The organism is Nostoc sp. C052, from assembly GCF_013393905.1.
Taxonomy (GTDB): Bacteria; Cyanobacteriota; Cyanobacteriia; order Cyanobacteriales; family Nostocaceae; genus Nostoc.
In genome coordinates this window covers 5,270,213-5,292,699 of sequence record NZ_CP040272.1, presented here as the reverse complement: position 1 = coordinate 5,292,699, position 22,487 = coordinate 5,270,213, and the positions used below count along the sequence as shown (strand labels likewise).

Genomic DNA, 22,487 nt, shown 5'->3' with positions numbered 1-22,487 from the left:
GAATTAAAAAAGGGCTGGTGTAAAAGAGTCATCTGTGGCTTAATTTGTTTAGACACAAATTTTACTGCTACCAGGGTAATCACGATGACAAATAGACCTCCTTCCGAACCGGAGTCATCTCAAAAAACTGCCCTTGGCTTTGATGAATTTATAGCCATTCTGATTGCCTTCAGCACTGTTGGAGCGATTCTTTTTTGGTCATTGTCCCGCAGAGATTCTAGCTGGAACTTAAACGGGCTGCTCTTACCTTCTGCCACACCATCTTCTAGTGTTCAACCAAATCAAGTATTGCCCTCTCCTACTGCCAAAGTAGAACCTTATGTAGTCCCCCGCAATATTCCCTATTCTCCACCTGAGGCTGTTGTTGAACCCACCACACCTGCATTTCCAAAGAACAGCGCAACTCCTTGGGGCACAGCATTACCATCTGTTCTGGTAATCCCAACTCCATCTTCACAAGTACAGACACCTGTACCCTCTTCAACAGAAATTGAGTCATCAATTAAATCATCAGCGTTGCCTTTAGTCACTCCAGCAAAACCAAAATCAATCATTCCGCCGCCAATTGCATTTAATGATGTGCCCAATGACTTTTGGAGTAGGCGTTTTATAGACGTTCTTTCTGCCCGTGGGATTCTCAAAGGATTTCCTGATTATTCTTTTAGACCAAATCAGCCTGTAAATCGCGCCGAATTTGCTGCCATACTAGAAAAAGCCTTTGACCAAGAACCGTCTAAGACTGCGATCGCATTTCAAGATGTACCAACAAAATTCTGGGCAACTCCAGCAATTGACCAAGCCATCAGCGCCGGATTCCTCAAAGGCTACCCGAAAAAAACCTTCAAACCACAACAAAATATTTCACGAGTACAAGTTTTAGTTGCTCTTGTTAGTGGGTTAAATTTGAAAGCCCCTACTTCCCCAAATCAGATTATTAGTGTCTATAAAGATGCTAAAGATATTCCACCTTATGCTATAGCTAAAATAGCTACTGCTACAACCAATGGTCTGGTAGTTAACTATCCAAATCCCCAAATCCTCGATCCCAACAAAGTAGCTAGTCGGGCGGAAGTGGCGGCGATGATTCATCAAGCTTTAGTAAAACGGGGCAAATTGGAGGCAATTACATCTCCTAATATAGTGCGTAGGCCTAGCCCGCCGCAGGCATCGCCCAAAATATCTCCAGAACTTTCCCAGACTCCAAAAGCGAACCCAAAGGGTAAATTGCCCACTGGAGGCTCGTCTCAATAATAATTCGTAATAATCGCCTCCGGCGAGAAGCAAGCTACATAATTCGTAATTAAAGCAAGGGCAGAAGGAGCGAGTTATATACGAATCGTTAATGAATTTAGTAGGTCATTTTGAGAGAAGCCTGAACGCCTATTTACGACGTTTAGGCTTCGCTAATTTGGAATTAGGGCGTACTCTTACACAGAAGTAAGCTACGCGTAGAGTCTCATAGAGAAGCGATAATTAGATATTAAGCTTCTGGAATTTGTTTACCGACAACTTGTGATTTAAGAGTGGTGATTTCACTAGTTAACTCTTTCCTGGTTGAAGCTTTGAGTAAATAGCGGTAAACAAACCAGGCAGAGTAACCAATACCGATCAACTCGAAAGTAGGGGCTACCAAAGGAATATCATTCAAAGCATCTAATATTGCCAAGAGAACTTTAACGGCAACAATTGATCCCACAATTAAACCAACTGTTACCAGGGGTTGCTTATATTGATTGAAGAAGCCTCCCACGTATTCTGGCAATGTTGCTAAAAAGGTAGAAATTTGCTCCCCGTATTTTAGCCATTCGTCTTGAGACTGTGCAGGAGGCTGAAGTTTGGTAATGGTTCCCGCTTGGGTGTTGATCTCTGCCACTGTAGTGTCTTTGGATGCGGTTTCGGTAAATTCTTGTTCTGGCATTTTCACTCCTATTAATTTGACAGTTGAGTTTTTCTAATCTGGATAATTACAACCAAAAAGGTGTTGATTAGGTAATGCACAAGTGCATCAGTACAATTGGATGAAGGGCACAAAAGGGTTTTAGTGTCCTATAACCATAATTGCCCCTTAATATCTACTGCATCAACTACAAGGTAGATAGTCAGTAGGAGGATAGAACTCAGAAGGCAGTAGGATGTATTATAATCAACTTCCTGAGTTCTATTTTTTGGAATCAACTGGAATCCTCAAGTTGTGATTATCCCATTCCGTGTCATTTGCTCATAATCGTACTAAATCTAAGTACAAATCATGCAAAAAAAAGTCCACCTCTCATTTATATAAGCCTAGAAGCCGATTTTATCTGATATTAAAGCTATCTTAAGCTGGGTTCGTCAATTAACCTATTCGTATTGATATTAATACGTAATAAAAGTTTTTGTGTGTTCACAGATACTAGACATTTGAACTATTTTATGATATGTGTGCCTGGGTAGGGAAGCACGGGAGCAGAAGAGCAGGGAAGAAATAACTAATGCCCAATGCCCAATATCCAACAATTATCAAACTTTTGTTTTTTTCCTGATTGTATTAATTTTATAAGGAAGCAGTAAGGTAGAGTAATGGCGTAGGTGATCGCAAAAATTCATTGCTATCAACCAGCATATTGAGGAAAGTAGTATGGTAAAGAGAAGAGGCTCTTAGACAGGTCTTTAGTGTAGAAAACTATATCGTTGCTCCTGACAAAATTAAATTCTGTTTGTCATAGCAATTTTACTTAGTAAAGAAGCTGCAAAAAATACTCGTACAATATCAGGCTATGCTAATTATCTAGTAAGCAATGATTTTCTATTGCGATAAAAGAAGATAATGTAGATGTTAATGACTAAATTGAAGTGTTTGCACAAGCTAGACTAATTTGATTATTTTTGTGGGAAGGCAAGGAGGTTTGAGAAATGCCAACTCAAAAGCCAACCCCTATTGACAGCAGTTCAGAAAGCAAAAAAGTGTCAGCCGAAGAGCAATCGACAGACGAACTCCCAACTATAGAATTTCCCTCACGAGGGAAACTCAAAGCTAGTTCTTGGCGCATCCATCAAAAAATTGGCTATGGGTACTTTGTCGCTATCGGAATTGGCTTTTTTGGCTCACTGACTGGGTTAGTGATTGCTAATTACTACCGGGGAAAGGAAGTTAGACAATTCAATCAAGCTTATGAACAAGGGCAACTACTGAGTAATTATAAAGATGCAGTAGTCGGGGCACAATTACATAGCTCTAACCTAGTGGCTGTATTAGAAAATTCACAACAACTGCAAAGTAAAAAAGCTGATTTTCTGAAGAATGTTGAAAAAGCCAAGCAACTAGAGTCAAAAATTGGCGGATTTATCGATAGTAAACCTAAAAGACTAGCAGCAACAAGTTCGACTTTACAGACGTTATTGCTAGATTACAAGAATAATTTAAAAGCCTACGTTGACCAGATAGAAGTAGTATTACAGAAAATTGACTCCAAAAAAGTTCAGCCTCAGCAGATTAACTCTGCCCGATCGCAGTTATTAACAATTATGCGTGGTGAAACAGCCATGCGGCTAGATCAGCTTTCGCAAAACTTAACTAACATCTTGCAAACTGCTGAAGATCAAGAGCAAGAAAGGCAAAAAGCCGTTGAGGAAGCAAAAATAGTTGAGCGATTCATCGTGATCTTGAGTATGCTTGTTTCGGTAGCGATCGCAGCCATTGTCGCTTGGCGTACCAGTCGAGCGATCGCAGAACCAGTGATCACTGTAACCCAAGTAGCTGAACAAGTTGCCAGGAAACATAATTTCGATTTACGAGCGCCTGTCACCACTGAAGATGAAATTGGGTTACTTGCCAAATCTCTAAATCGTTTGATTGAGCGAGTATCTGAGCGAACAAAAGAACTACAACAAGCTAAAGAACTAGCTGAAGCTGCTAGCAAGGCAAAAAGCGTATTTTTAGCCAATGTCAGCCACGAATTACGCACACCATTAAATGCTGTCATTGGCTTAAGCCAACTACTAGAAGACGACGCTACCGATCTTGGTTTATCGGCAGACTTTATCACAGACTTAGAAACAATTAACGCTGCTGGTAAGCATTTACTACACCTGATTAACGAAATCCTCGACTTGTCAAAAATTGAAGCGGGGAAAATGACCCTCTATCCAGAGACATTCGAGATTGCGACGCTGATTCATAATATTGTCCTCACAGTCAAACCAGCTATCGAAAAAAATGCCAATGTTTTAGAAGTGGATTTTGACGAACAACTTGGCACAATGTACGCCGATCAAACTAGAATGCGGCAGGTATTGTTAAACTTACTCAGCAACGCCAGTAAATTCACTACAAACGGCAAGGTGACGCTGACAGTCAACAGAGAAAAGGATGAAGTACGATTGGATGCTCCTTTGGGTATGATTACTTTTACCGTGACCGACACAGGTATAGGTATGTCTCACCGTCAACAGCAGCAGCTATTTCAACCTTTTACTCAAGGTGATACCTCGACTACGAAAAAGTATGGAGGTACGGGACTGGGGTTAGCAATTAGTCGCCACTTTTGCCAGATGATGGGTGGTGAAATTATTGTCAAAAGTCAGCCAGGAATTGGCTCTACTTTTACTATTCGTCTGCCAATGACTGTGCAGGATTGAATTGAGTGGAAGTGCGATCGCTAGACAGAATATCTCACATTCTACAGGCGCGATCGCCCCTATCCCTCACGGTAAACAAAAAGCGATCGCCACTGTCTAAAATTTGATGTTTGCTCAACTAAGTAATAATAGTCACTCTCCCTGTATCCAAATCGTAACGACCGCCGACAATTTTCAATTTGCCCGACTCCACCTGCTTAGTTAAAAGCTTTGAGTGCTTCAACCGTTCAATTTGATATTGCACATTTGCCACCACAGCATTTTCAACCGCATCACCCGGCTGACTCTTGACCTTTTCTACAGCTGGCTTAATTGCCTTCACAAAACTACTAATATCACCTAGTAACGATTCGTTTTGGACAGCGGCGGTAACAGCCCCACAACGCTCATGGCCCATCACCATCAGCAGCGGAGAACCTAATAAGACAACTGCATATTCAATACTACCGATCGCTTCATGTGTGGCAATATTTCCGGCAATCCGCACATCAAAGATGTCCCCAATACCCTGATCAAAAACAATTTCTGCGGGGACTCGTGAATCCGCACAACTGAGAATAGTGGCAAATGGATGTTGAGCTTGAGCAACTTCCTGCAACCGCAGCGCAGATTGATCGGGGTATTGAGGATGATGATCGACAAATCGCTGATTTCCCTCTATCAGCTTTTGCAAGGCTGCATCGGGGCTGAGGGATTCAGGGGAACTTGAGGGGATTTCGGCAGCTTTCGCCTGTTCTACCCGCCAGAGTAAATCGCTGGCAGATAGCATCATCCCAAATGCCCCGGTCATTCCTAACTTCAAAAAGTCACGACGTTCTATGAAATTTTTCATTGAATTTATAACTCTCTTACAGAGACGCAATACATCTGACAGAGCGAATTTCCATCACATCGGAAACGTAACAAGTACCTCCGAATTTATTCAGGAGTGGTCTGATATTTTCGACAACACGCTTGAGTTCTTCTGGCATACAAAATGCGAGGATGTAAACATTATCAAGCATGGTCATGTCTAAATCTTCTGTCGTTCCTCGTAATCCTTTACCAACAACATTTCTAATGACGGCATGGCTATGTACACCCGACTTGTCTAAACTCTCTAAAATTTTGGCAAGTTCAAAGGAGTTGGCGATAATTTCTATCTTTTTAACTACGTGCATATTATTACCTCCAGAATAGGTTAATTCCGTAGAGATATAACGGAATTCCCACAATAATATTGAACGGAAATGTGACTGCTAGAGCGGTAGAAACATATAGGCTGGGATTTGCTTCGGGAACAGTCATCCGCATCGCCGCCGGCACAGCAATGTAAGAAGCGCTGGCACACAATACAGCGAATAACAGCGAATTTCCCTGAGGCATACCGATGAATTTGGCGATCGCTAACCCAATGCCTGCATTGAGTATTGGAATTAGTATGGCAAATAAAATCAGGAAAACTCCGGTTTTTTGCAAGTCTTTAATTCTTCTGGCAGCCACCAATCCCATATCCAATAAAAAGAAGGTGAGAATGCCATAAAACAACCCTTGAGTAAAGGGTTCTAATACGTGCCAACCACGTTCTCCTGTCAAGACACCGATTAAGAGGCTACCGACTAGTAGAAAAACTGAACTATTAAGAAATGCTTCTTGCAAAACTTCCGACCAAGCAAACTCTCGCTTTTCATCGGCGGTGAATATACTCACCAAAATTAGACCAACAATGATCGCCGGAGATTCCATCAGGGCCAGAGCTGCTACCATGTAACCATCATAGTGAATACCAAGCTCAGTCAGAAAAGCGCCGGCAGTGATGAAAGTGACGGCACTGATAGAACCGTAGGTTGCTGCGATCGCCGCAGCATCGTAAGTATCCAGTTTCCACTTCAGAATAAAAAAGGTGTAAATTGGAACAAAACAAGCCATCAACATTGCTGCCAGGAGTGTTAGAATTACTTCCTGATTCAGTCCGCTTTTGATTAGTTCTACTCCTCCTTTAAAACCAATTGCAAACAGCAAATACAACGAAAGGAGTTTGGGTACTGGTGGGGGAATTTCCAAATCAGACTTGACAAAAACAGCAGTCATGCCTAAAAAGAAAAACAAGATTGGCGGATTCAAAATGTTGGATACAATTAAGCTAAAATCCATATCCACCCCTCTTTATACTGGTAAAACCTGCAATTAAAGAAATTTTTCATCTTTAAAAATTTAACGGTTCAATGATGATGTATCGTGTATTGTTACCTAATGTCAATTGGGTACTCAAGGAGTGCATAGCCCGATTGGTGACTATACTCTCAGTTGGGTATGTACAGCGTTTTACAAGCAAATAAACCACGGGCTAGGGAACATTCTCATGTCCCCACGAAAATCATTAGGGGCAATTTATTAATTGCCCCTAATGTTGACAACAGAACAAGTTAGAGCTTGCCTACCATCTTTTTATGTTTGATTCCCCGTGGCTGATTTTACGACACAACGCGCCGGAATAACTCATAGCTAACTTATCTACATAGAAAAGTTAACGTATTGTCATAGCAATTATGAATTGCCACAACACAAACTTTGTCTAAATTCCAGTATTTTTTGATTGACAACAGTTTTGTAAATCCTGCTTGCTCAAAATGCCGATCAGATGTAAGAGCTTGAGTAATCCCCTCCTGTGTCATCACCGCAAAGCTAATACAGTCAGTTAGTCCCCAATCTTTATCAGGACGCTTTAAAACTCTTAAACTGTTGATGAAAGCAACTGTCTGAATACGGCTATTCTTACTTCTACATAAATCATGATACAGTACCATTCTGGTTGAGAAGATTGCCACACAATCTTTATTGACCAAGTTTCGTTAGGATGTTGTAATCTGGGCAATAGCGACTTTCTATTGATGTGACCCCAGGCGTAGGCGTAGCCAGCACTTCGGCTGCGCTCAGTGATCTTCGGAGACATCGCTTTTTCACATCTATGACAACAACCCTTGACTTTCTCAGTCACCTTAACCCTAGCCAACGTCAAGCTGTCGAACATTACTGCGGCCCGTTGCTAGTTGTTGCTGGCGCAGGTTCCGGTAAAACACGAGCGCTCACTTATCGTATTGCAAATCTGATTCTGAAACACCGCGTTGATCCAGAACATATCCTGGCGGTTACTTTTACCAACAAAGCCGCGCGGGAGATGAAAGAACGGATTCAACGGCTGTTCGCTGAACAACTGGCGATGAAGCAACACGGCCAGCGTTTTGATTTGTTGACAGAATATCAACAAACGCTACTGCGATCGCAAGTTTACAAAAATACGATCAAAGACTTATGGTGTGGCACTTTCCATAGTCTCTTTTCTCGCATTCTCCGTTTTGATATTGAAAAATATGTAGACGAAAAAGGACGCAAGTGGAATCGCAATTTCTCTATCTTTGATGAGTCGGATGTGATGACTCTGATCAAAGAAATCGTTAATAAACAACTAAACTTAGACGATAAGAAGTTTGACGCTCGGTCTGTTCGCTACGCTATTAGTAATGCTAAAAACCAAGGTTTATCACCCCAAGAATTTGAGCAAGAACAACCTAACTATCGCGGACGGGTGATAGCCCAAGTTTACAATTTATATCAAGATAAGCTAGCAGAAAATAATGCTCTTGACTTTGACGATCTAATTCTTGTGCCAACTAGATTATTTCAACAAAATGAGCAGGTATTAGGTTACTGGCATCGCAAATTTCGTCATATACTCGTAGATGAATATCAGGATACTAACCGCACTCAGTATCAACTGATTAATTTATTAGTTACTAATGGCGAAACTAAAAAGAGCGAATGGCAATGGGAAAATCGCTCAGTTTTTGTTGTCGGTGATGCAGACCAATCAATTTACAGCTTTCGGATGGCAGATTTCACCATCTTGCTAGGATTTCAAGAAGACTTTGGCGATGGTTTGGTAGATGATGACACCCGAACGATGGTTAAGCTGGAAGAAAACTATCGTTCTTGTGAAAACATTTTACAAGCGGCTAATGAATTAATTGAAAATAACACCCAACGGATTGACAAAATCCTGAAAGCAACACGGGGGCCGGGTGAACAGATTACTTGTCATAAAGCCGATGAAGAACTTGCAGAAGCGGCATTTGTAATTAATCAAATTAGCACTTTAGAAAACCAAAATCCAGAGTTAAACTGGGGTAGTTTTGCCATACTTTATCGGACAAATGCTCAATCTCGCCCCTTTGAAGAATTGTTGGTGAAATATCAAATTCCTTACACAGTTGTGGGGGGAATGAGGTTTTACGATCGCAAAGAAATTAAAGATGTGATTGCATATTTAAGAGCGATCGCTAACCCCTCTGATACAGTCAGTTTATTACGAGTGATCAATACTCCCCGCCGAGGAGTTGGCAAAACCACTATTGATGCTTTGATGAACGCCTCCCAACAATTAGGGACAACTCTATGGGAAATACTCAGTGATGAAACATCAGTTAATACATTAGCTGGACGGGCGACAAAAGCTGTAAATAGCTTTGCCGCAATGATTAGCCGTTGGCAAGCACAAATCGGCACGCTTCCCGTAACTGAGGTTTTGCAAGGGATATTAGAAGATTCTGGTTACGTTCAAGACTTGATGAGTCAAGGCACAGATGAAGCCACAGACCGGGTACAAAACGTCCAGGAACTTTATAATGCTGCGCTGCAATTTCAAGAAGAGAACGAAGAGGTTTCCCTACAAGACTTTCTGAGTAGTGCTGCCCTCAGTTCCGATTTGGATAATTTAAAAGAAGGACAGACAGCCGTTTCTTTGATGACTTTGCACGCTTCCAAAGGTTTGGAATTTCCCGTAGTATTTTTGGTGGGATTAGAACAAGGGTTATTTCCCGGCTACCGATCGCTTGGCGATCCCGCATCTTTGGAAGAAGAACGCCGCTTGTGTTATGTGGGGATTACTCGCGCCCAAGAGAGGTTATTTTTATCACACGCGCGGGAACGCCGTTTGTATGGTTCTCGTGAACCTGCGATGCGATCGCAATTTCTCGACGAATTGCCAGAAGAATTAATATCTACAAAACGCGCGAGTCGTCAAAGTTATACCAAAACTGCCTCTACTCCCAATGGGAAACAAGACACAACACAGAATTGGCAAGTAGGCGATAGAGTGTTGCATAAAACCTTTGGTCTTGGTGAAATTACTCATGTTTTCGGAACGGGTAGTAAGATGTCTGTAGCAATTAAATTTGCCAGTTTGGGACAAAAAATTGTTGACCCAAGAGTAGCGCAGTTACAAAGGGTAGAGTGATATGGTCGCAGATCCCCGACAACTTTTACGAAGTCGGGGATCTTGTTTTTCATATTTCAATTTTTTCAAAGATGCAAAACTTTATTCTGTCTCTAGCGAAGCAATCGCAAAAACTACGGGATTATGCGATTACTTCGCTTTGCTCGTAATGACAATTTATTGGGTCTAGAAAGCTTGAAACCCTTGCATATACGACTTGTGTGTACACCGTAGCCAATACATACGGGGAGGGTTAGGGTGGGGTAAAACTGACACGAAAAACCAGGTGAGTAAACTATTTCAGACTTGTGTATATACCGTAGCCTTTATAAGGAGAGGGATTGAGGGTGAGGTAAACCAGGTGTATGTTATTTAATTCTTATTCCTAACCCAAGCCTATTGGTCTATCAATTACGTGAAGTTTGTGTAAAGAGCTACGGTTAGCCTATTATTAGCACGGAATATTAGATTTGCACTGTCATCTATTTAACTTTATGTATGCGGGAGGAATAAATTTGGTATACTTCATCATTTGTCTATACCAAAATCTACGGTAGAAAGAGAATGGAGCAAATATCTGAGTAAAAGACACTATAGTGACGTAAAACTATGTCATAGCTTCTACTTATAGTCAATTTGGCTAAATGTCATCAATAAAAACGAAATATGTAGCTTTTCCGCACTTGACTAGTGCTAAATTTAAGTTACTCTTAAAGCGGATCGCTTCTTGCAAGAATCTACCCTGACAGAAATGTATAAAGATATAGTTAAATTTAGCAATTCTGTCCGAGATTTTGAATTTGCAAACTGAATAGTTTGATACGGCCCTCAAAACCCCGATCCGCTACCCTAAACAAGGTAGTCAATTAACGACTCAATATTATCTGTCTGGTAATTGTAGTGAATAGTTTACAATACCAGTGGATGAGAAAATCTAAAGAAAATATAAAAGAGACTCAAATAACTGTGGTGTCTGGAGGACAAAAGTGTTTCTGAGACTAGCACATCAACATCGACAATTCGTCCAAGACTTGGTAATGAACCTGCAAGCATTGGCGGTTGTACTTGAGCGGCGTGGGTATCCTGCGTCTTGCTACACCTGTGGCGACCAAATGAATAGTGCATCATTTATGGTTAGCTTGGGTGATAACCATCTAATTCGCTTTTTAGTGTCCGATTACGGGATCACTTGGACGGAAATGCGGGATGACCGCGAATTAATGAAGCTAGAAGGTGCGGAAGCAATTAGCCAGTTAGACGAACTGGCTAATCTTGTCAAGCAATCTATGCAAACTGATACAGGCACTAAAACTCTTGCCAAGAAGTATTAAGGTTCCAAAAGTCGATGGCAAGTTATAAATTGATTATCGGTAACGGGTAATTGGTAATAGTGGCTTAGTTAGCGATCGCTCTTACCCATTCTCCATTACCATTAAGTGATTGGCTCGTAGCTTGCCCATCGCAAATTTTTTTGCATTTGCCAAAACCTCACTAACGCTCTTTTATTACTCTCGTCAGATTAAATTTGAAACCCTATTTTGGCGTTAGTCCGTGCGGGCGGACTTTACTTGTGCGGCCACATGCGTCGGCGCAACGCGATTCACAATAGTACAAGTTTGAGAACTTTTAACTTTAGGGATTTCCAAGAAATAAATTATCCAAAGGAACGACCCATAGAGACAAGGCAGCGCGGTCTTGGGGGTTTCCCCCATGAGCGACTGCCGCGCAGAGAACACAGAGAGAAGAGAAATAGAGAGGATTTTTGCGCCAGTTTTGGGATATTTTTTTATTTGAAAGTCCTTTACCGCCAGTGATGTTATTACAAAGGTAATTGGTATATTTGCTTTTGTTTAGAAGTTCCTTTCAAAAGAACGACAAAATTGTACTTAACAGTACCTTTTTTTGTGTTGGATATTTTTAATATTCATAAGAGTACCTTATTTGATATTAGATATTTTTGCTATTTATACTTATATAGCAGTCTTAAATCATTCGTGAACAATAAGATCCCCGACAACTTTTACGAAGTCGGGGATCTGAGTCTCTCGATTTTCACAACTCATCGAGGATCGCTATAGTAGTATTTTTGCTTACTTTAACTCAAGCATCACCATTAATATATGCTATATCGAACATATAGGACTCGTATTTGATTACGTGAAAAAACTCAGTATACGTCTATTCCCTTCTTCCAAGTTAAGAGTTCCCTCCTTACACAAGTAAGTTCAGTAATCAAATCGGATTCCTATAGATATAAACAATTATCCCGAATGCTGCTAGTTTAGTTAGTAGTTTGATTAAAATAAGGCATAAATTACCTAAAATCAATATATTTATCTAATAAATTTTTTCATCCCCATTCCTGAGTGAACTTGATTAGTTATGCTCCTAGATTTAGAAAGATTTTATCAGGCTTGCAATCCGAGCAGACCTCTAATTATAGGAAACCCTAGCGATCGCAGGTACTATATCGATTTTGCTGCGGTGCGGGGTGGCAAAATCATCGAGGCTTTGCAGCGCACGATCGCTCGAATCTCGCCAAATGCTCCAACTTGTCAGCTATTTACCGGACATCTCGGCTGTGGAAAATCAACGGAGTTGTTGCGGCTGCAAGCTGAGTTAGAAGTGGAGCAATTTCATGTAGTTTACTTTGAGTCTACCCACGTCTTAGAAATGGCCGATGTGGATGTGACTGATATTTTGTTAGCGATCGCTGGACAGGTAAGTGAAAGCTTAGAAGCGATGAAAATCAGGCTCAAACCTACCTATTTTACCAAGTTGTTTGGTGAAATTGTCGATTTTCTGCAAACGCCTATTGAACTTGGGGTAGAAGCAGAGTTATCTGTAGGAATTGCCAAAATTACAGCTAAAACTAAAGAAAGTCCCCAATTGCGGCGGCGGCTAAGGGATTATCTAGAACCGCGAACAGCAAATATTTTACAGTCAATTAATCAAGAATTACTAGAACCTGCCACTAAGCAACTAAAAGCCAGGGGGAAAAAAGGACTGGTAGTGATTGTTGATAACTTGGATCGAGTCGCAATTCGACCTTTACCATCGGGGCGATCGCTGCCAGAATATTTATTTATTCAGCGTGGTGAACAATTACGCAAACTGAATTGTCATGTAGTCTACACTATCCCCCTAGCCTTGACTTTTTCCAACGATAGCGCCGAACTTCAACATCGTTTGGGGGGTGGAGTTGCACCAAAAGTTTTGCCGATGATACCTGTACGTCTGCGCTCTGGCGAGATTTTTCCGCAAGGGCTAACAATGTTACGGCAAATGGTACTAGCTAGAGCTTTTCCAGACATTTTAGCTAGCGATCGGTTAGGCTTAATTACAGAAGTGTTTGATAGTCTAGAAACCTTAGATCGATTGTGCTTGATTAGTGGTGGTCATGTACGCGACTTACTAGGGTTGCTGTTTGACTGTCTGCGAGAACAAGATCCACCCTTTGAGCGGGAGTGTGTCGAATTGGTGATTCAAAGACAGCGAGATTACCGAGCTAACGCCATCGATCCCCAGGAGTGGGAATTAATCTTTCAGGTGGTGCAACAGCAGAGAGTTAGAGGTGATATAGAATACCATACTCTCTTGCGAAGTCTATTTGTATTTGAATACCGCGATCATCAAGGAGCTTGGTTTGCCGTCAACCCAGTTTTAGCCGAGACGGAAAAATTTAAATCATGGTTGAACGACACCCACAAGTAGATGTCAGAGCAGCTAATGAGCGGGCTTTGCGGAGTTTAGGGAGAGCAATTACCCTTTCTAGTGGTCAATTTTCTCTAGTTTTGGTGTGCTGCAATTATCGAGCTTTGCAAGAGCGAATGCTGCAACGACTCGAAGAACTCTCTTCAGGAGTACACCAAATTTTAAAGGTCGTTCTGCCACATAATGCTAGAAGTCTTTACACAAGTATTCATTTACAACTGCTAACCGAAGCTAATCCGCCATCGGCGTTGATGATTTTGGGTTTAGAGTCAGTAGATGGAATCGATGATTTACTGAGGTCTATTAATCATATTCGGGATGAATTTCGCAAACGTCACCCATTTCCGATGATTTTGTGGGTGAATGAAGAAATATTGCAAAAGGTAGTCCGTTTAGCACCAGATTTTGCTAGTTGGGCGGCGACACCGATTCGGTTTGAAATGACAACTCAATCACTGCTGCAATTTCTGCAACAGGAAACGGACTCTTTATTTGCTACGGTGTTACTAAGTGATGCTGCACAACATCAAAATCTGCAAGTTGCAAAGCATTATTCCACTGTGGAGCAAGTCTGGGAACATAGCTATGAACTCCACTTTGCCATTAAAGAGTTGCACAATCGTGGTATTACCTTAGAGCCAGAACTATACGCTAGTTTAGAATTTGTTTTTGGTCTAGATAATTATATTAGCGATTGCATCAATCAAGCTTTAAGCCATTTTCAGCAAAGCTTGCAAGTTTGGCAAAAGTTGGCGGAAACTGAGGGAGCAAGGGAGCAGGGGAGCAGGGGAGCAGGGGGAGATGAGGGGGTATTTTCTTCATTTACGCCTCCTAATCGCCCATCTCCTCTACTTCTGCGACAGGGAATTTTATTGTTTTATATTGGGCTGTGTTATTGCCGTTTTGCAGAGCAAAATCAAACAGAAAACCGCCGCCATTGGAATACAGCTAAATCTTATTTTCAGCAGTGCTTGAATATTTTGCAGGTGGCTGGGCGTTTAGATATAGTGGCTGGATTTATTAATCAACTTGCAGAGGTTTTGCAATATCTGCAAGAGTGGGACGAGTTGCAGACAGTTGCTCAAAATTCTTTGGAGTTACATCAAACTTATGGTAGCCAAATCCAATTAGCTTGTGACTACGGTTTTCTCGCACAAGTGGCTGTGCAGCAGTCGCGGTGGGTACAGGCGAGTATTTTAGCACATGTATCACTGCTGAAATTAGGTGAGGCGCAAAAGCACAACGACCCTTATAACTGCTTATTTCCATTATTATTGGGGCAAATTTACTATTTAGTGTTGGCGAAGGCACAGCGGAATTTAGGTGAACTAGTAATAGCTCATGAATACTTAGATAAAGCAACAAAAGAACTACCAGCAGCCTTAGAAAACAGTGCCCATCAATACGATGCCCATCGTTATATTCGCTTATTGCGGACACTGCGATCGCTATACTTTGAAGAAGGGCGCTATCTAGAAGCCTATTGCATTCGACAAAAACGGCGTTCTGTTGAACAGCAGTACGGTTTTCGGGCTTTTATTGGCGCAGGACGCTTGCAACCTCAAAGACAGGCGACAAACCCCGCATTGATGGCACCTTCTGGAAGTAGCACCGTTGCTTTAGAAATTGCTGCTTCTGGTCGGGAGCGTGATATTAATAATTTAATTGGCAGAATTAGCCGCGCCGATCAAAAGTTGACGGTGATTCACGGACAGTCAGGGGTGGGTAAGAGTTCCACCGTTACAGCGGGTTTAGTTCCAGCGCTGCAAAATCGAGCCATTGGCGATCAAATAGCCGTACCTGTGGTACTGCAAGTTTACACCGATTGGGCGCGGGAATTAGGGAAATCTTTAAGTGAGGCGATGTCTAGTGACGCATCCCTTGCCATCTATACCGATCTTAAGCCAGAAGTAGCCATTGAACCAGAAGTTTTACCCTACTCTGACACACCTGTTACCATCCTCAGAATTTTACGACAACTAAAAGAAAATGCTGACAACCATCTGATCACAGTTTTAATTTTTGACCAGTTTGAAGAATTTTTCTTTGGTTATAGCGATCGCAATCAAAAGCAAGAGTTTGATAAGTTTATTAGTGATTGCCTGAATATACCTTTTGTCAAAGTTATCCTTTCCTTGCGAGAAGATTATTTACATCGGTTATTAGACTTTAAACATCTTTCGGCACTAGAAGCGATTAATCATAATATTCTCGACAAGCATATCCGCTACCAGTTAAATAATTTTTCGCCAGAATATGCCAAAGCAATTATCCGAAAATTGACCGAGCGATCGCAGTTTAATTTAGAACCAGCTTTAATTGATGCCTTAATCGAAGATTTATCAACCGAATTTGGAGAAGTCCGCCCCATTGAATTACAAGTTGTGGGAGCGCAAATTCAAGATGAGCGCATTACTACACTAGAAGAATATCAGCCATATAGACCCAACAAACTCATCGAACGATATCTTAAGGAACTGATTAAAGACTGCGGCCCAGAAAACGAACGAGCCGCGTTACTTGTCTTATATTTATTAACAGATGAAAGCAACAATCGACCTTTCAAAACTCGTGCTGAGTTGGCGACGCAGCTAGCAGAATTAGAAGATGCTGGCAAATTAGAGTTAGTGTTAGATATTTTAGTTCGTTCCGGTTTAGTAGTTCTCTTTCCTGATGTCCCAGAACGCTATCAACTGATTCACGATTATTTAGTAGACTTGATTCGCTACCTGCAACAACAAGAATCGAGCTTACAGGTACAACTTAATCAACTACGCTACAAAGTAGAACAAAGTAAAGCTGAGATTGAGCGACTGAAAAGCGAACTCCAAAATAAGCAGCGTTCTAAATTCGTAGTTCCTCATACTCAACAAGGATTAGATTTATTAACAGAATTGCGGGAGTTGCAAAAGCGGGAAGAATTAGGTCAGTTAGAAATTGAGCAATTGCGAGCTGAACTTAAAGAAAAAGAGTTAACAGCTAAACTCGCAGAAAGTCAAGAACAACAAAGGGTCAGTGAAGCTAAATTAAATCGTTCGCTGAAAATTGCCCTGACAGCTTCCGTTCTCGCCATATTAGGATTAAGTGTCTCTATAGTCACAGCAATAGATAGCGAAATTAAAACCCTGAGTGTATCCAGTGAAGCCCTCTTTGCCTCACAAAAAGGTATTGATGCTTTAAAGGAAGGTTTAAAAGCAGGGATAAAATTACAACAAACAGTCTGGGTAGATTCCTATACAAGAGAGCAAGTGCAGACGGCGCTTTATCAAGCAGTTTCGGGGGTAAGGGAGTATAACCGCTTAGAAGGACATATATCTGGGGTAAATAGCGTTACATTTAGCAGCGATCGCTCTTTAATTGCTTCAGCCAGTGCGGATAATACAATCAAACTCTGGCATCCCGATGGTAGCTTGGTCAAAACCTTGTCGGGGCATGATGATGTAGTCAATAGCGTCAGTTTTAGCCCCGATAGTCAAATCCTTGCTTCCGCCAGTCAGGACAAGACGGTGAAGCTTTGGAGTCGAGAGGGTCAATTGCTTGCTACTCTATTAGGGCATCAAGCTGTAGTAAATAGTGTCAGTTTTAGCCCTGATGGTCAGATCATTGCTTCGGCGAGTACCGACAAGACGGTGAAACTGTGGAGTCGGGACGGGAAATTACTCAATACTTTGCAGGGACATAACCGTGCAGTTTTGGGTGTGGCTTGGTCAACCGATGGACAAACCCTAGCTTCTGGGAGTGCTGACAAGACGGTGAAACTGTGGAGTCGGGACGGGAAATTACTCAATACTTTGCAGGGACATGAAGATGCAGTCTTAAGTGTAGCTTGGTCGCCCGATGGTCAAACTATTGCTTCTGCTAGTTTAGACCAGACAATCAAACTGTGGAATCTGAATGGTAAGCTACTGCGAACCTTATCGGGGCATAGTGCTGGAGTTACCAGCGTCAGTTTTAGCTCCGATGGCAAAACGATCGCTTCTGCAAGTACCGATGAGACAATCAAACTTTGGAGTTCTGAAGGTCTGTTGCTGGGAACCCTAAAAGGACATAATAATTGGGTGAATAGCGTCAGTTTCAGCCCAGACGGTCGCACCCTGGCTTCCGCCAGTCGGGACAAAACTATTAAACTTTGGCATTGGGACGATGTGTTATTGCGAAAGCCCAAAGCTGATAATGATGACTGGGTAACTAGCATTAGTTTTAGCCCAGGCGATCGCACCTTAGCAGCAGCAAGCCGTGATAAAACTGTAAAACTTTTCAGTCGAGACGGTAAACTTCTCCGTATATTCACAGGGCATAAAGGTCAAGTTTGGGGCGTTAGTTTCAGCCCCGACGGTCAAGTAATTGCCTCAGCTAGTAAAGATAAAACGGTAAAACTTTGGAGTCATGACGGTCAATTACTCAACACCTTACAGAGTCATAATGATGCCGTCTTGGGTGTAGCTTGGTCGCCTGATGGTCAAGTCATAGCTTCAGCTAGTAAAGATAAAACAGTCAAACTTTGGAGTCGCGACGGTAAACTTCTCAACACCTTGCAGGGACATCAAGATGCGGTGAATTGGGTCAGCTTTAGTCCTGATGGCAAGTTGCTAGCCTCAGCCAGCGATGATAAAACCGTGAAAATCTGGAGTGTCAATGGTAAATTGCTATACACATTAACTGGTCATATCCGCCGGGTAAATGGGGTTGCTTGGTCGCCTGATAGTCAGGCGATCGCTTCAGTTAGTATTGATAGTACAGTGAAGATTTGGAGCCGAGACGGTGAATTACTAAATAATCTCACGGGAGATGGCGATAGTTTCATCAGTGTCAGTTTTAGCCCCGATGGTAAGACTCTGGTAGCCAGCAGTGATGACAACGTGAGGCTTTGGAACCGAGAAGGGACGTTGCTGATTGCTTTGAAAGGTTATAAGGATGAGTTAACCAGCGTCACTTTCAGCCATGACGGCAAAACTTTGGCTGCGGGAAGTGCTAACGGTACGGTGATTTTACAGAATTTGGCAGATATCCAGCTAGAAAAATTACTAGCGCAGGGTTGCCATTTGCTCCATGATTATTTGCAGACTAATCAAAAGATAATGAATAGCGATGGCTCCGCCAACGCCAGGGGCGATCGCGCTTTGTGTTCTGGTAGGTGATAGCCTATTTGATTATCGAATTTACTTTTTACTTTTGCCTTGTTGTACTATGCTGCAAACGACTAATATTTGGACTTTACAGGATGGTATAAACTTCAAAGGGAAAACTTGAACAAAAACTTTGCGTACCTTTGCGTTTACCTCAGCGAACCTCTGCGTTTAAAAGTAAAATTCCAGCAGTGAGTTCTACTGCTAAAAATACTTCCCCAGATTTCGGAATAACTGGAAGCTCAAGCGTCATAAATCTCTCCCTCAAATCTGCATTCGTAGCGTTTTCCTTGACCTACTTTCTTTTGGTTTACTCCCTTCAATAGTCGCTTCTTCTGCCTTAAAGCGTATTAGATTCCTAACGCAAACTCATCGCCACCTTGAAAATCAAACTCTGCCCGATAAGAGTATGCAATTTTCAACGTATAGTCTGCACTATTAGGAATATTGTTTTCTATGACTATTTCCCGCAATACTTCTCCAGTAGATTCAGAGTTATCAGAACCAATGGGAAATAAATCACCAAAGGCTATTTCTGGTGATGGTTTAATTGTAATGGCTGGCTTTCCATCAGCTAAATTGGGCATAGGAGTTCCATCTTTTAGCAATGCCGATACAACGGCTGTTAAACTTCTGAAGGTGACATTTGAGTAACAGTTAGAGGCTACGATCGCCATAGTTTCTGAACCCTGCACCGCCAACGGCTGGCGATCGCTCCTTAACTCAAAACAGGGTAGTGGCTGCTGAATCTCTAACTTAATCCCAACTGGACGGCTATTGCAAATTACCTTTTGCAAAACCTCTGTAAAGCCACCAATAGAATCGCGATCGGTAAAAGCTTGTCCGCCTGTTTCTTTAGCTAATCTGGCGTATTCTTGCTGCAAGCTATCTTTAAATTTGCTCTTGGTCGTGCCAAAATAAGTATGCACCTTCACTCCTGCTTGTTGAGCTTTGGCGATCGCTTTATTGGCAGCGATAATATCTTTTTCTTCAGTTCTATCTCCCCCAGCTTCAAGGGCTTCATCTCCCAAATAGAAAATTGATCGGGTTGCGCCTGGTCGCCAATCAAAATAAGTTGAGACATCTTCAACAGTTCGAGCCGCATCTTCCTGCGCTCCCGCATCAGGTAATTGTCCTCGCTTTCTGGCTCGCAAGTCTCCCTTGGAAACTTGGCACTCTTTCAAAAGATGATCTCGTACTGTTCGATTAAAATTTGTCTTTTTCCAAGTACCTTCGATACCCAGCCAAATCACTCTCAAATCGCAAGGACAACTAGAAGAGGCGGTAGCAATTGCTTCAGCAGCGGCATTACTCAGGTCGGAAGCTTCATCTTTCATCGAAGGGCTAGTATCAATGACGATCACTAAATCCACTGGTTCTGTTGCTCTAGCGCTATCGATTTTGCAAGGGCGCACTGTGGGAATGATTTGTTGCTTTTGACTCATATCTTTGATATGCACTCTGATTAGTTGATCCTGATTCCTGTTATTTTTGCACAGACCAAGAACGAATTTTGCCTCGGAATTTTTATCTTGATTAAACTTAAGAAGCAGTCTAAAGCAACACTTAGTAAACAAAAAGCCGCGTAAATTTTTTAGGATTTAGACGTTTGACTAAGTTTGAAAAATAACTGGGGTAATTTATGATGCCTAGATTTTTAGTTATTGAATAATTTACGCGAACACTTCTTTTTGTCCAAAGTCCAATATCTACGAAAGACGGTCATCAATTGTCATCGCTGCGGGTGAGGGTCATGATTTGCTGTTTATCTCCAAATGATAAAGCAGAAATTATTGCCAATGCCATTAATCAACACGCAGATGAATTATTAGGAGCTTTTACTGTTATTTCATCGAAAAGTATTCGCATTCGGAAAATAACGTGAATTTTAGATGCGATCGCAGCTGGTATGAAGAGTGGAATCCTTATAAAATGCGATCGCGCCTTGTGTTCTGTTAGATGATGCGTAAGTTTGGGATTTTGAAAGTCTTAGTACTAATGACTAAATCGGCGGCTATTTCTCCCATCTCTTCAAAGACTAAGATTCCCGCCGATTTTTGTTGATTACTTTGTGTGAGACTATAGCGGACGATAGACACGATAGTTGATTTCGGGGAAGATATTATCCATTAACTCGACTTTTTCGAGCCAACCACTATCAATTTTGCCAACTTTAACGTCTTCATAGAGCTTGTTGAAGCGCATGAGGTGCGATCGCGTCCGTCTGACTGCATAAGGTACCATAGTTCCTGTCCGCATAATAAATGCCCAGTCGGAAGATTGCGCTAATAGCAGTTCCCGCGCCGCTTGGTTCAATGCTTTCAATCCCAACTCATCCTCTGGTTCCAGGTGCGAGATTTCAATCATCCGTTCAGCAGCTTTATGCAAATGCGGATAAATCCACGCATTCGTTTCATTCAACCAATACTCATGGAAACCCTTGAAACCCCAGCTTGACTGCGAAGGACGACAGACTTGCTGCGTTGGCTGCTCACGCAAATAGTCTGCTAAATGAGTCATTTTATATGTTCCTTGGTCATACCACGACTTGCGGAATAGGTAATCGATAAACCAAGGGCCTTCATACCACCAATGTCCAAATAACTCTGCGTCATAAGGCGAAACGATAATTGGTGGACGCCGCATTATACCATAGAGATGCTCAGATTGCTGCTCTCGATTATACATAAAGTTAGCAGCGTGTTCTGCTGCCTTTTCCCTAGCCCAATAGGGATCGTAGAGCGCCTTATCTGAAAGCCCTAAGCCGCGTCCCGTAATTTTGTGATACTTAATACCCGTATTTTTCCTCTGACCATTGGGCATAATATAGGGCTTAATATACTCATATTCTGCTTCCCAGCCCAAATCTTTGTAAAATTCTCGATATTCTGCCGCTCCAGGATAGCCTACCTCAGAAGACCATACCTGTTGGGAAGATTCATGATCTCGACCAAAGACAGCAACACCAGTTTCCGTATAAATTGGGGCGTAAGTGCCAAAGCGCGGACGGGGACGGGCGTAAAGGATACCATGTCCATCAGTGAGGAAGTAGCGTAACCCAGCATCGGCTAGCATCCGGTCTAAACCTTCATAGTAGGCACATTCAGGCAACCAAATGCCTCTGGGTGCTTTTCCAAAAGTTTGTTCGTAATGTTCGCAAGCTACCTGAATTTGCGCCCACACTGCTTGCGGATACATTTTCATCAACGGTAAATAGCCGTGAGTCGCGCCGCAAGTGATGATTTCCAGGTTGTTACTGTCTTGGAACTTCTTAAAAGCTGTCACCAAGTCACCGCCGTAACGTTCCCATAGTTGACGCGCTTCGCTAAACTCAGTAGCGTAATGTTCGGCTAAATAACGAAGATGTCCGTTGTTGAGATTATGTTCTGCTTCTAATGCTATAAGTTCTTCTAGTTGGGCTAAGTGTGCTTCATAGCGTTCTTGAAGCAGAGGATCGCGAAGCATCGACACTAGAGGTGGTGTCATACTCATCGTGATTTTAAAGTCGATACCGTCTCGCTTTAAGCCTTCAAATACTTTTAATAAGGGGATGTAAGTTTCTGTTATGGCTTCATAGAGCCATTCTTCCTCCAGCACGTAGTCACTTTCTGGGTGACGAACGAAGGGTAGATGTGCGTGGAGTACAAGCGCGACGTAGCCGATAGCCATAGTGATTTTGGGGTGATACTTGTAAGTTGAAGGTCGAGAGGTTTGGCTGAAATTAACAATATTTTAAGACTTTATGGGGATCGTAAGAGTAGTTAATGATTTTTTCTCAA

Annotated in this window: 14 protein-coding genes; 6 read left to right on the top strand and 8 right to left on the bottom strand. The window is 42.0% G+C overall.

All coding sequences use genetic code 11. The features are described from left to right. Positions 1-84: 84 nt before the first annotated feature. The gene (locus FD723_RS21830) at positions 85-1,251 is read left to right on the top strand and encodes an S-layer homology domain-containing protein (protein WP_179067229.1); all 1,167 of its coding nucleotides are present in this window, start codon (positions 85-87) and stop codon (positions 1,249-1,251) included. A gap of 229 nt (positions 1,252-1,480) precedes the next feature. Here FD723_RS21830 and FD723_RS21825 read toward each other — a convergent pair whose 3' ends face one another. Next, entirely contained in the window at positions 1,481-1,918 is a 438-nt protein-coding gene (locus tag FD723_RS21825; protein WP_179067228.1) for a CAAD domain-containing protein, read from the bottom strand. A 974-nt stretch (positions 1,919-2,892) separates the two neighbouring features. Here FD723_RS21825 and FD723_RS21820 point away from each other — a divergent pair. Further along, the gene (locus FD723_RS21820) at positions 2,893-4,617 is read left to right on the top strand and encodes an ATP-binding protein (protein WP_179067227.1); all 1,725 of its coding nucleotides are present in this window, start codon (positions 2,893-2,895) and stop codon (positions 4,615-4,617) included. Between the two features lie 118 nt (positions 4,618-4,735). On the opposite strand, the gene FD723_RS21815 is transcribed toward FD723_RS21820, so the two are convergent. The 4 genes from FD723_RS21815 to FD723_RS21800 all read right to left on the bottom strand — a co-directional run bounded on the left by FD723_RS21815 (position 4,736) and on the right by FD723_RS21800 (position 7,549). Beyond that, the gene (locus FD723_RS21815) at positions 4,736-5,449 is read right to left on the bottom strand and encodes a carbonic anhydrase (protein ID WP_179067226.1); all 714 of its coding nucleotides are present in this window, start codon (positions 5,447-5,449) and stop codon (positions 4,736-4,738) included. Between the two features lie 16 nt (positions 5,450-5,465). After that, complete coding sequence (locus FD723_RS21810) at positions 5,466-5,777, bottom strand: P-II family nitrogen regulator (RefSeq protein WP_179067225.1); 312 nt, start codon at positions 5,775-5,777, stop codon at positions 5,466-5,468. A gap of 4 nt (positions 5,778-5,781) precedes the next feature. Then, a complete protein-coding gene (locus FD723_RS21805) occupies positions 5,782-6,750 on the bottom strand; it encodes a sodium-dependent bicarbonate transport family permease (RefSeq protein ID WP_179067224.1) in 969 nt (322 codons plus the stop codon). A gap of 580 nt (positions 6,751-7,330) precedes the next feature. Beyond that, on the bottom strand, positions 7,331-7,549 hold the full coding sequence (locus FD723_RS21800; RefSeq protein ID WP_179067223.1) for a hypothetical protein: 219 nt from the start codon (positions 7,547-7,549) through the stop codon (positions 7,331-7,333). A gap of 15 nt (positions 7,550-7,564) precedes the next feature. On the opposite strand from FD723_RS21800, the gene pcrA reads away from it, so the two are divergent. The 4 genes from pcrA (at position 7,565) to FD723_RS21780 (ending at position 18,720) form a co-directional block, all read left to right on the top strand. After that, on the top strand, positions 7,565-9,889 hold the full coding sequence (gene pcrA / locus FD723_RS21795; protein ID WP_179067222.1) for a DNA helicase PcrA: 2,325 nt from the start codon (positions 7,565-7,567) through the stop codon (positions 9,887-9,889). 965 nt (positions 9,890-10,854) lie between these two features. Further along, positions 10,855-11,199, top strand: coding sequence for a DUF1815 family protein (locus FD723_RS21790; protein WP_179067221.1), 345 nt, complete (start codon positions 10,855-10,857; stop codon positions 11,197-11,199). A gap of 1,051 nt (positions 11,200-12,250) precedes the next feature. Then, a complete protein-coding gene (locus tag FD723_RS21785) occupies positions 12,251-13,582 on the top strand; it encodes a P-loop NTPase fold protein (protein ID WP_179067220.1) in 1,332 nt (443 codons plus the stop codon). Next, the gene (locus FD723_RS21780) at positions 13,558-18,720 is read left to right on the top strand and encodes a hypothetical protein (protein ID WP_179067219.1); all 5,163 of its coding nucleotides are present in this window, start codon (positions 13,558-13,560) and stop codon (positions 18,718-18,720) included. Before FD723_RS21785 ends, FD723_RS21780 begins: the two co-directional genes overlap by 25 nt. 338 nt (positions 18,721-19,058) lie before the next feature. On the opposite strand, the gene FD723_RS21775 is transcribed toward FD723_RS21780, so the two are convergent. From FD723_RS21775 to FD723_RS21765, 3 genes are all read right to left on the bottom strand, one after another. Beyond that, positions 19,059-20,153 (bottom strand): hypothetical protein, encoded by a 1,095-nt coding sequence (locus FD723_RS21775; RefSeq protein ID WP_179067218.1) that lies wholly within the window; start codon positions 20,151-20,153, stop codon positions 19,059-19,061. A 510-nt stretch (positions 20,154-20,663) separates the two neighbouring features. Further along, positions 20,664-20,807, bottom strand: coding sequence for a hypothetical protein (locus FD723_RS21770; protein WP_179067217.1), 144 nt, complete (start codon positions 20,805-20,807; stop codon positions 20,664-20,666). Then, positions 20,788-22,377 (bottom strand): glycoside hydrolase family 57 protein, encoded by a 1,590-nt coding sequence (locus tag FD723_RS21765; RefSeq protein ID WP_179067216.1) that lies wholly within the window; start codon positions 22,375-22,377, stop codon positions 20,788-20,790. Before FD723_RS21765 ends, FD723_RS21770 begins: the two co-directional genes overlap by 20 nt. Positions 22,378-22,487: the final 110 nt, after the last annotated feature.